At 73.2% G+C, this 10,589-nt stretch carries 9 protein-coding genes; 4 read left to right on the forward strand and 5 right to left on the reverse strand.

Going from position 1 to position 10,589, the window contains the following annotated elements; all coding sequences use genetic code 11:
- Positions 1 to 94: 94 nt before the first annotated feature.
- Both EDM22_RS15660 and EDM22_RS15665 read right to left on the reverse strand, forming a co-directional pair.
- Positions 95 to 1,414, reverse strand: a complete 1,320-nt coding sequence (locus EDM22_RS15660) for an FAD-binding oxidoreductase (RefSeq protein ID WP_170964167.1) — start codon at positions 1,412 to 1,414, stop codon at positions 95 to 97.
- Between the two features lie 183 nt (positions 1,415 to 1,597).
- The gene (locus EDM22_RS15665; RefSeq protein ID WP_122938021.1) at positions 1,598 to 3,730 is read right to left on the reverse strand and encodes a S9 family peptidase; all 2,133 of its coding nucleotides are present in this window, start codon (positions 3,728 to 3,730) and stop codon (positions 1,598 to 1,600) included.
- Between the two features lie 129 nt (positions 3,731 to 3,859).
- Between EDM22_RS15665 and efeU (EDM22_RS15670) the strand changes: the two genes are divergently transcribed.
- The 4 genes from efeU (EDM22_RS15670) to efeB all read left to right on the forward strand — a co-directional run bounded on the left by efeU (EDM22_RS15670) (position 3,860) and on the right by efeB (position 8,507).
- Positions 3,860 to 4,774, forward strand: a complete 915-nt coding sequence (efeU, locus tag EDM22_RS15670; RefSeq protein WP_122938022.1) for an iron uptake transporter permease EfeU — start codon at positions 3,860 to 3,862, stop codon at positions 4,772 to 4,774.
- Positions 4,775 to 4,818: 44 nt separating this feature from the next.
- On the forward strand, positions 4,819 to 5,700 hold the full coding sequence (gene efeU / locus EDM22_RS15675; protein ID WP_122938023.1) for an iron uptake transporter permease EfeU: 882 nt from the start codon (positions 4,819 to 4,821) through the stop codon (positions 5,698 to 5,700).
- 51 nt (positions 5,701 to 5,751) lie between these two features.
- The gene (efeO, locus tag EDM22_RS15680) at positions 5,752 to 6,972 is read left to right on the forward strand and encodes an iron uptake system protein EfeO (RefSeq protein WP_122938024.1); all 1,221 of its coding nucleotides are present in this window, start codon (positions 5,752 to 5,754) and stop codon (positions 6,970 to 6,972) included.
- Positions 6,973 to 7,241: 269 nt separating this feature from the next.
- Positions 7,242 to 8,507 (forward strand): iron uptake transporter deferrochelatase/peroxidase subunit, encoded by a 1,266-nt coding sequence (gene efeB, locus EDM22_RS15685; protein WP_245989455.1) that lies wholly within the window; start codon positions 7,242 to 7,244, stop codon positions 8,505 to 8,507.
- A gap of 45 nt (positions 8,508 to 8,552) precedes the next feature.
- Here the strand turns inward: efeB and EDM22_RS15690 are convergent, their stop codons facing one another.
- The 3 genes from EDM22_RS15690 to EDM22_RS15700 all read right to left on the reverse strand — a co-directional run.
- On the reverse strand, positions 8,553 to 8,948 hold the full coding sequence (locus EDM22_RS15690) for a hypothetical protein (RefSeq protein ID WP_122938026.1): 396 nt from the start codon (positions 8,946 to 8,948) through the stop codon (positions 8,553 to 8,555).
- A gap of 4 nt (positions 8,949 to 8,952) precedes the next feature.
- Positions 8,953 to 9,429, reverse strand: coding sequence for a LysM peptidoglycan-binding domain-containing protein (locus EDM22_RS15695; protein WP_122938027.1), 477 nt, complete (start codon positions 9,427 to 9,429; stop codon positions 8,953 to 8,955).
- A gap of 43 nt (positions 9,430 to 9,472) precedes the next feature.
- Positions 9,473 to 10,589, reverse strand: a 1,117-nt coding sequence (locus tag EDM22_RS15700; protein ID WP_138708108.1) for an aminotransferase-like domain-containing protein, incomplete at its 5' end; no start/stop codon positions are given.

The following is a 10,589-nucleotide window of genomic DNA, read 5'->3' on the forward strand; positions in this document are numbered from 1 at the left end:
GGGCTCGGCTGGCCGCGCTCAGCCGGACCGCGCCCGGCTGGCGGGCGTTCAGCAGACCGGGCTCGGCCTCACCGGGGCTCGGCCGGTCTCCGACTCAGCGGGCCGGCGCGATGTGATGGCTCGCCCGGAACACGTCGCCCGGGTCGACCTCGGCCTTCACCCGGCGCAGCCGCTCGAGCGTCGGCGGCGGGAAGATCGCCGCGAGCTGCTCCTCGCCGAAGTCGGGCGTGAAGTTCGAGTACTCGCCGCTCGTGAACGCGAGCGCCGCATCGGTCGCGACGCGGGCGGCCGCGACCTGCTCGTCGGTGGCGTCGGGCGGCAGGATGCCGTTGACCGCGAGCAGCGCCTGCCCGTCGCGATGCGCGATGGGCGTGGCATCCGCTGGGACGCGTGAGAACGCACCGCCGAGCGCGCGCAGCATGAGCATGGTGGGGATCTCGCGGTCGAGGGCGCGCAGGAACACGTCGAGCGCCTCATCGGAGAGATCGGGCACGAAGCCGTTGCCGCCGACGAGCCGGAACGGTGGCTTGCCCGGCGGCGACTCCTCGAGGAGGTCGGCGTAGGCGACCGGCGCGAGCGCGACCTCGGTGACCGACGGGAGCGAGAGGAGCGGCTCGAGGAGCCGCCGCAGCTCGGCCTCGGACCCGAGGAGCGCCACCGCGAGCTGCGGACCCGCCGGCATCTCGGGCATGAGCTGCGGCATGACGAGCAGCGTCGAGTTGAGCTCGTCGGGCCCTGCGGCCATGACGTCGCGCCAGGCGCGCAGGACCGCGCGCACATCGGACTGGTCGAAGCGCACGTGGCCGCCCACGAGCCCGTCGACCGGCGCGGCCTCGAAGGTGAAGCGGGTGACGACGCCGAAGTTGCCGCCGCCACCGCGAAGCGCCCAGAAGAGCTCGCGGTGCTGCGCGTCGTTGGCGATGAGCACCTCGCCGGCGGCCGTGACCACCTCGACCTCGCGCAGGATGTCGACGGTGAGTCCGTGGGTGCGGGCCAGCCAGCCGATGCCGCCGCCGAGCGCGAGCCCGCCCACGCCGACGTCGCCCGTGTCGCCGGAGGTGATGCCGAGCGAGTGCGGCGCGAGGGCGGACGCGACGTCGCCCCAATGGGCGCCCCCGCCCACGTGCACGAGGCCGCCGTCGGCGAGCTCGACGCCGGACAGCTCGGCGAGGTCGATGACGATGCCGCCCGCGACGGGGTCGGACCCGTGACCGCCGCTGCGCACGGTGAGGGGCACGCCGGCGGAGGTCGCGACGCGCACCGCGGTGGCGACCTCGTCGGCGGAGGAGGGACGGACGACGGCCTCGGCCTCGCCCGGGCCGGCGAACACGGTTCGCCCGGCGTCGAATTCTGGGGTGCCCGGGCCGTGGACCCGGCCGGGCAGGCGTTCGCTCAGTTCGGTGACGATCGACATGCGGGTCAGTGTGCCAGCGGCCTCCGACATCCGCGACCCCAGATCAGGCCACGGATCGCCCATCCGCTGCCAACTCCGCCGGGCCGCACCGCGCAGGAGTGAGGTTTCCGTCGGGGAGTGCCGTTGCCAACCTCACTCCACCACGGAAACCTCACTCCAGCGCGAAGGTGCCGAGCGGGCGCCCTACTCGCCGCTCGGGTGCGCGCCCGCGGCGTCGATCACCCACGCGTTGGCGAACGCACGCTCGCGCCAGGCCGAGTACCGCCCCGAGACGCCGCCGTGCCCCGCCGCCATCTCGATCTTCAGCAGCGGGTCCGCGCCGACCTCCCGCAGGCGGGCCACCCACTTCGCCGGCTCCACGTAGAGCACGCGCGTGTCGTTCAGCGACGTGATCGCGAGGATGCGCGGGTAGCGCACCACGTGCACGTTCTCGACGGGCGAGTACGACTTCATGTAGGCGTACACCTCGGGGTCGTCGAGCGGGTTGCCCCACTCGTCCCACTCGATGACCGTGAGCGGCAGCGTCGGGTCGAGGATCGACGTGAGCGGGTCGACGAACGGCACCTCGGCGAGGATGCCCGAGAACAGCCGCGGTGCGAGGTTCGCGACGGCGCCCATGAGCAGCCCGCCGGCGCTGCCGCCCTGCGCCACGAGCCGGTCGGGCGCGGTGATGTCGTTGTCGACGAGGTGCTCGGCCGCCGCCACGAAGTCGGTGAAGGTGTTGCGCTTGTGCAGCCGCTTGCCGTGCTCGTACCAGAGCCGGCCCATCTCGCCGCCGCCCCGCACGTGCGCGACCGCGAAGATCATGCCGCGGTCGAGCAGCGACAGGCGCGGGATGCCGAAGCCCGGGTCGATCGCGTGCTCGTACGAGCCGTACCCGTACAGCAGCGTGGGCGCGGGTTCGCCGATCGTCACGAGGTCGTGCCGGAAGACGAGCGAGATCGGGATGCGCGTGCCGTCGGGCGCCGTCGCCCACTCGCGGCGCTGGGCGTAGCGCTCGGGGTGGTAGTCGCCGAGCACCGCCTGCTGCTTGCGCACGTGCCGGGTGCCGGATGCCACGTCGAGGTCGATCACCGTCGACGGCGTCACGAAGCTCGTGTAGCCGAGTCGCAGCGTCGGCTGCTCCCACGAGGGGTTGCCGCCGACCCCGACCGAGAACAGCTCCTCGTCGAACCCGAGCTCGTGCAGGGTGTCGTCCACGGTGGCGTCGGCGGGCAGTCCGCCGTTCGGCACCTTCGCGATGGCGACGCGCGGCAGGCCGTCGCGGCGGTACTCGAGCGCGACGAAGTCACGGAAGCCGTGTGCACCTTCGAGGCGCACGGCGGGGTTATGCGGCAGCAGCATCCGCCTGGGCCCCTGCGGGTCGGATGCCGCGACGCTCACGAGCTCGAAGTTCACCGCGCCGTCGTTGTGCACGATGAGCAGGCGGTCCTTGCCGCCGGCGACGACGTGCTCGACGTCGTACTCGACGCCCTCCTTGCGGGGCCACACCACGCGGAACTCGCCGGTGGGGTCGTCGGCGTCGAGCAGCCAGGTCTCGCTCGTGATGTTCGATCCGGCCTCGATCACGAGGTACTTGCGGCTGCGGGTGAGTCCGACGCCGAGCCAGTAGCGCTCGTCGGGCTCGCTGAAGACGTTGACGTCGTCGGATGCCGCGGTGCCCACCTCGTGACGCCAGATCGCGTCGGGGCGCCACGCCTCGTCGACCGTCGCGTAGAAGAGGTGCCGGCCGCTCGGGTCGAACACGGCGCCGGCCGCGACGCCCTCGATGACGTCGTCGAACGCCCGTCCCGACCCGTCGATCGAGCGGAGCCGGATCGTGTAGCGCTCGTCGCCCTCGACGTCGACGCCGAAGAGCATCGTTGCGCCGTCGGCGGTCACGTCGAACGCCCCGAGCGAGTAGAAGTCGTGGCCCTTCGCCTCGACGTTGTCGTCGAGCAGCACCTGTTCGCCGGGCAGGGCCGCGCCGTCCTCGGGCACCGCCGGAGGCGTCCAGTCGTCGCCCGTTGCGGGCACCCGGCAGTGGATGCCGTACTGCTCGCCCTCGACGGTGCGGGTGTAGTACCACCAGTCGCCCTCGCGGGTGGGCACGCTGAGGTCGGTCTCCTTGGTGCGGCCCTTGATCTCCTCGAACAGCTGCTCCTGCAGGAGCGTGAGGTGCTCGGTCCGCGCCTTGGTGTAGGCGTTCTCCTCGTGCAGGTGGGCGAGCACGACGGGGTCGTCCTTCTCCCGCAGCCACTCGTAGTCGTCGATCACCACGTCGCCGTGGTGCACGCGTTCGGTCGGTCGCTTCTCGGTTGCGGGAGGAGTGAGCACGCGTCCACGCTACGCCCTCGGCCCGGGCGGGACATCCGTCCCGTTGCGCCGAGGGTCACCTCGACTTGGCGCACGGGCGAAGTGAGGTTAGCCTAAGCTCATACCGTTTCTCTCGACCCGAGGACCATCGTGCTCGCGAACTTCCTGATCGGCCTGCGTGAAGGCCTCGAAGCCGGACTCATCGTCGCCATCCTGGCCGCCTACGTCGTCAAGATCGGCCGTCGCGACGTGCTCGGGCGCCTCTGGGTCGGCGTCGGCATCGCGGTGGCGGTGTCGCTCGGCGTCGGTGCACTGCTCACCTGGGGGCCGTACGCGCTCTCCGACGAGGGGGGCGAGCTGCTCGGCGGCATCCTCTCGCTGGTCGCCGTCGCCATGGTCACCTGGATGATCTTCTGGATGGGCACGCACGGCGCGAGCCTGTCGGGCGAGCTGCGCGGGCGGGTCGATGCGGCGATCGACCGCTCGTGGATCGCCATCGTCGTGCTCGGCGCGGTCAGCGTGGGCCGCGAGGGCATCGAGACGGCGCTCTTCGTGTGGGCGAACGTGTCGAGCGGCAGCGACCCGGTGCAGGGCACTCTCGGCGCACTGCTCGGCATCCTCGTCGCGGTCGCCCTGGTGTGGGGCATCTCCCGCGGGCTCGTGCGCATCAACCTCTCGAGGTTCTTCACCTGGACGGGCGTCTTCCTCATCCTCGTCGCCGCGGGCGTCTTCGCCTACGCGATCCACGAGCTGCAGGAGGTCGGCGTGATCCCCGAGTTCGGCGGCCCCGCGTGGGACCTCAGCGCCGTGCTGTCGCGCGACACCTGGATGGGCGCGCTCCTCGCGGGCATCTTCAACTTCACTCCGGCTCCGACCTGGGCGCAGGTGATCGGCTGGGTCGCCTACGTGGTCGTCACGCTGACGCTCTACCTGCGGCTGCTGCACCGCCGGCATACCTCCACCCCGGCGGCCGCTGCTCCCGCTGCGACGGCACCGGCCGAGGTCCCGGCGGATGCCGCGCCCTCGCGCCGCGAGTCCGTCGCGCCCTCGGTCCGCAGCGCCTGACCGGCGCCGGCTGAACCCCTTTCGACCATTCCCGGGAGACGCGCGTGCTCGCCAACTACCTGATCGGCCTTCGCGAAGGCCTCGAGGCAGGACTCATCGTCGGTATTCTCATCGCCTACCTCGGCAAGCTGGGCCGCCGCGACCTGCTCGGCCGGCTCTGGGTCGGCGTGGGCATCGCGGTGGCGGTCTCGGCCGGCGTCGGCGCCCTGCTCACCTGGGGTCCCTACGCGATGACCTTCGAGGCGCAGGAGATCCTCGGGGGCGCGCTGTCGATCCTCGCGGTCGCCCTCGTCACGTGGATGATCTTCTGGATGGCCACCCACGGCGCCGGGCTCTCGAAGGAGCTCCGCAGCCAGGTGGATGCCGCGGTCGACCGTTCGTGGCTCGCGATCGTCGTGCTCGGGGCCCTCGCCGTCGGCCGCGAGGGCATCGAGACGGCGCTGTTCGTGTGGGCGAACGTCTCGGGCGGCAGCGACCCCGTGCTCGGCACCGCCGGGGCCCTGCTCGGCATCCTCACCGCCGTGGCCATCTCGTGGGGCATCTCGCGCGGCCTCGTTCGCATCAACCTCTCGGTGTTCTTCACGTGGACGGGCCTGTTCCTCATCCTCGTCGCCGCCGGCGTGCTCGCCTACGGCATCGGCGACCTGCAGGAGGCCGGCGTCATCCCCGGCGGCGACCTGCACGCCTACAGCCTTGTCGCGGCGGTGCCGCCCGGCAGCTGGTACGGCACGCTCCTCACCGGCATCTTCAACTTCACGCCCGAGCCCTCGTGGGCGCAGGTCGTCGTGTGGGTCGCCTACGTGGCCGTCACGATGTCGCTCTATCTCGTGATGCTGCGCCGGCGTCAGCCCGCCGGTCGAGTTGCGAGCTCCGGCGAGCGTGTCGAGAGCCGCACACCGGCGCTCGGCACGGCCCTGCGCGCCTAGTCGACCGACGCGGCCTGAGCTTCCCCCTCGCCCCCGAACCCTGGAGTCCGAATGTTCCGTCGTGCCCTCGCGGCATCCGCTGCCGTGACCGCACTGACGCTCGCCCTCACCGGCTGCGTCGCCAAGGCCGACCTCGCGCAGGCCATCGCCGTCGACATCACCGACGACACCTGCGCGGTGGCGACCCCGACCGCGTCGGCCGGCGCTGTGACGTTCGCGCTCGAGAACCACGGCACCGACGCGAACGAGTTCGAGATCCTCGCCGACGACAAGCTGCGCATCGTGGGCGAGAAGGAGAACGTGACGCCCGGCCAGGCCGTGCAGTTCGTCGCCCAGCTCGAGCCCGGCACCTACTACACCGCGTGCAAGTTCCAGCAGGTCGGCGCCCCGATCGGGCTGGCCGAGTTCACCGTCACGGGGGAGGCGTCGGCCGTCTCGGCCGACGAGCAGGCCCTCGCCGACCAGGCCGTCGAGCAGTACGTCGACTACGTGCGCTCGCAGGTCGCCGAGCTCGTGCCCGCCGTCGAGGCCTTCGCCGCCGCGTACGCCGCGGGAGACGACGCGACCGCCCGATCGCTCTTCGCGTCGACCCGCGTGCCCTACGAGCGCATCGAACCGACCGCCGAGGCCTTCGGCGACCTCGACCCGCAGATCGACTTCCGCGAGGTCGACGCCGTGGCCGACGGCCTCGAGTGGACCGGCTTCCACCGCATCGAGAAGGACCTGTGGCCGCCGGCCGCCGGCGAGCTCAACTCCGACGGGCAGGACGCCCTCGCCGGCTGGGCGCCGTCGACCCCCGAGCAGCGGCAGCAGTTCGCCGACGAGCTGGTGGCGGATGTCACGCAGCTGCACGACCTCGTGACCGCTGACGACTTCGCCGTGTCGCTCGCCGACATCTCGAACGGCGCCATCGCGCTGCTCGACGAGGTCGCCGCGGGCAAGATCACGGGCGAGGAGGACTGGTGGTCGGGCGGCGACCTCTCGGACATCGCCGCGAACGTGCAGGGCGCGGGCGTCGCGTTCGGCGCCGTGCGCGCGCTCGCCGAGTCGAAGGGCGACGACGGCGAGGAGCTCGCGACCGAGATCGACACGCAGTTCACCGCGCTCGAGCAGGCGCTCGCCGCCTACGGCTCGCTCGAGGCCGGCTTCACCGACTACGCCGAGCTCACCGCCGCCGACACGAAGGCGCTCAGCGACCAGGTGAACGCCCTCGCGGAGCCGCTCTCGCAGCTGACGCACACGGTGCTCGGCGTCGCGGAGCCGGAGTCCTGATGGCCACGCAGCCCAACGCCGGTCGAGTCGGCGCGCAGCGCCGTATCGAGACCAGCGCCGACGCACAGCCCGCCGGTCGAGTCGGCGCGCAGCGACGTATCGAGACCTCGACGGATCTCGATACGGGGTCGACTCCGTCGGCCCCTACTCGATCGGCGGAAGCGGGGTCGACTCCGTCGGCCCCTACTCGATCGGCGGAAGCGGGGTCGACTCCGTCGTCCCCTACTCGATCGGCGGAGCCCGTTCCGGCTCGATCGGCGGCGGGCGGCGTGAGCCGGCGCGGCCTCCTCGGCCTGCTCGGCGCGGGCGCGGCGGGCGCGGCCGTCGGCGCCGCGAGCGCCACGGGCATCACGATGGCGGCCACGAGTGCGATGGCGGGCACGGGCTCGGGCGGCGGCGCGGCATCCGCGTACCCGTTCTTCGGCGCGCACCAGGCCGGCATCGTCACGCCTGCCCAGGACCGCCTGCACTTCGCCGCCTTCGACGTCGCGTCGACCCTCGACCGCACGGGGCTCATCGAGCTGCTCACCGAGTGGACCGACGCCGCCGCGCGCCTCACCCAGGGCCTCGAGGTCGAGGAGGGCGGCGCGGTCGGCGGCTCCGACTACGCGCCGCCCGCCGACACGGGCGAGGCGCTCGGCCTGCCCGCGAGCGGCCTCACGATCACGTTCGGGTTCGGTCCGGGGCTGTTCACGGATGCCTCCGGGGCCGACCGCTTCGGCCTGGCCGCCCGTCGACCCGCGGCCCTCGAGTCCCTGCCGCGCTTCCAGGGCGACGCCCTGCAGCCCGAACGGAGCGGCGGCGACCTCTGCATCCAGGCCTGCGCCGATGACCCGCAGGTCGCGGTGCACGCCATCCGCAACCTCAGCCGCATCGCGTTCGGCCGGGCCACCCTTCGCTGGTCGCAGCTCGGCTTCGGCCGGACGTCGTCGACCTCCACCGCGCAGGCGACGCCGCGCAACCTCTTCGGCTTCAAGGACGGCACGGCGAATCTCAAGGCCGAGGACGGCTCGGCGCTCGACGACCACGTGTGGGTGCAGTCCGCCGACGGGCCGGCGTGGCTGGCCGGCGGCTCCTTCCTCGTGGCACGGCGCATCCGCATGATCATCGAGAACTGGGACCGCGTGCAGCTCGGCGAGCAGGAGCAGCTCGTCGGCCGGTCGAAGGGCGAGGGCGCGCCGCTGTCGGGCGGCACCGAGTTCACGGAGCCCGACTTCGAGGCGACGGGCGCCACCGGCACCCCGCTCATCGACACGAAGGCCCACGTGCGCCTCGCCCACCATTCGTCGAACGGCGGCGCGCGCATGCTGCGCCGGGGCTACAACTTCGTCGACGGCAACGACGAGCTCGGCCGCCTCGACGCGGGGCTCTTCTTCCTGTCGTACCAGCGCTCGCCCGAGCAGTTCATCGCCGTGCAGCGCAGTCTGGCGGCCGACGGCCTCAACGAGTACCTGAAGCACGTGGGCTCGGCGATCTTCGCGGTGCCCGCGGGCGTGCGCGAGGGGGAGTACGTGGGCCAGGCGCTCTTCGCCTGACCTCGCACGCGGCGGATGCCGGCGGCGGATGCCTCGCAGCGCCGGTCAGTCCCCGAGGATGCGCACCCGCCACTCGTCGCCCCCGAGCGAGACGAGGTTGCCGCGCACACGCTCGCCGTCGGGGCCGACTGCGTGGAACTCGATGATGCCCGACGCGATGGCGGTGGGGTTGTCGACGCCGCCGAACGTCGGCGTCCGGTAGCCGTGCGCGATGAGGGCTGCGCTGCGCTGCTCCGTGTCCCAGATGGCGGACATCGACCACGCCATCGCGCCCATCGCGAAGCCGCCGAGCACGAACAGCACGAAGCCGGTCTCCCGCACCGGCAGGCTGGACCGCCGGCCGCCGATGATCGAGACGACGACCGCGACGAGGAGCACGACGGCGGGCCAGAGCAGCGGCCAGGGGCGCCACGGCTCCAGCGTGACGATGAGGTCGTTCATGCCGTCATCCCGTCTTGGTCCAGTCGAGGTTGATGAGCTGCCCGATGTACACCGTCTCGCCGAAGTCGTAGATCTGCGGATTCATGCGCAGGAGCTGCTGCTGGGGCAGGTTGAAGCGCTGCGCGATGTCGAAGAAGCTGTCTCCGGCGACCACCGCATAGCTCGCCGGCACGCCGGCGCCGTCGAGCACCGGGGTGCCGGTGGCACCCGGCCGCGGGCCGTCGTCGACCGCCGGACCCCATTCGACGACCGGCGCCGGTGCGTTCGGAACGGGGTCGGGCGCGGGCGGTGCCGCCGGGTCGGGCGCCGCTGCCGGTGGCGGGGTGGGCGTCACCGTGACCGTCGCGACGACCGTTGCGGTGACGGTCACGGGCGGGGGAACCGGCGGCGGTCCCGAGCAGGCGGCCACCCCCGTGAGCCCGCCCACGATCGCGATCGCTCCACCCGCCGTCGTCAGCGTGGCGCGTCGTGCAGCGCCCATACGGCCCCCTCGCCCGCGGCGCCCCCGGCCGCTCCGGGATACCCTAACCCCCCGTCCGGGGGCCCCGCTCGAGTTCTCCACCGGCCCGCGTGTCGCGGGATCCGTCGCCCGCGAGCGTCGCGAGCACGACGCGCCGCACGGCGTCGAGGGCCTCGGCGAGGCGCGTGTCGCCGGGCGCCGCGTACCCGAGCACGATGCCCGCGGGGCCGGCGCCGGGCACGGCGCTGTACTCCCCGAGCGCCGCGACGGCGATGCCGTCGGCCTCGAGCCGCGCGACGACTGCTGCGGCGGCAGCGTGGTCGGGGAGGTGCACCACGGCGTGGAGCCCGCCGTCGAGCCCGGCGAGCGGGGCCTGCTCGATGCCCGAGAGCACCTCGAGCACGAGCCGGCGGCGATGCGCATAGTCGCGCCGGGCGGCCGCGATGTGCCGGCGCACGGCGCCGCTCGCGAGGAGCGCCGCGATCGCCTCCTGCGCGATGCCCGGCACGGGGCAGGTCTCGTCGTCGCGCACGGCAGCGACGGCGGCGCGCAGCCCGGGGTTCGCCGGCAGCACGAGGTAGCCCAAGCGCACCCACGGCGTGAGCACCTTCGAGAAGCTGCCGACGAGCACGACCCGCCCGCCGCGGTCGAGCGAGGCGAGCGCCGGCAGCGGCGCTCCGAGGTGGCGGAACTCGCTGTCGTAGTCGTCCTCGATGACGAGCGCGCCGGATGCCTCGGCCCAGTCGAGCAGCGCGAGCCGCGCCGCCACGGGCAGCCGACCGCCGAGCGGGTACTGGTGGCTCGGGGTGACCATCGCGGCGTGCGGTGCGGGGCGGATCGCCGCGAGCGCCGCGACGTCGATGCCGTCGTCGTCGACCGCCACGGGCACCGTGCGCACGGCGCCGCGCCGCGCGAGCACGCGGCGGGCCGACGGGTAGCCGGGATGCTCGACCGCGACCCGCGGCGTGCCCTCGACGATGGCGTCGATCGCGGAGGCGAGCAGCGCGATCGCGTCGCTCGTGCCCGCGGTCACGACGATGTCGTCGGGCGAGCAGGCGACGCCGCGCGCCTGCCGCAGGTGGTCGGCGATCTCGGCGCGCAGGCGCGGGGAGCCGAACGGCGGCGCGGGCGTGCCGGGCACCCCGGCCCGGGCGGCGTCGCGCCAGGCGGCGCGCCATGCG

Source organism: Agromyces tardus (assembly GCF_003710805.1).
Lineage (GTDB): Bacteria > Actinomycetota > Actinomycetes > Actinomycetales > Microbacteriaceae > Agromyces > Agromyces tardus.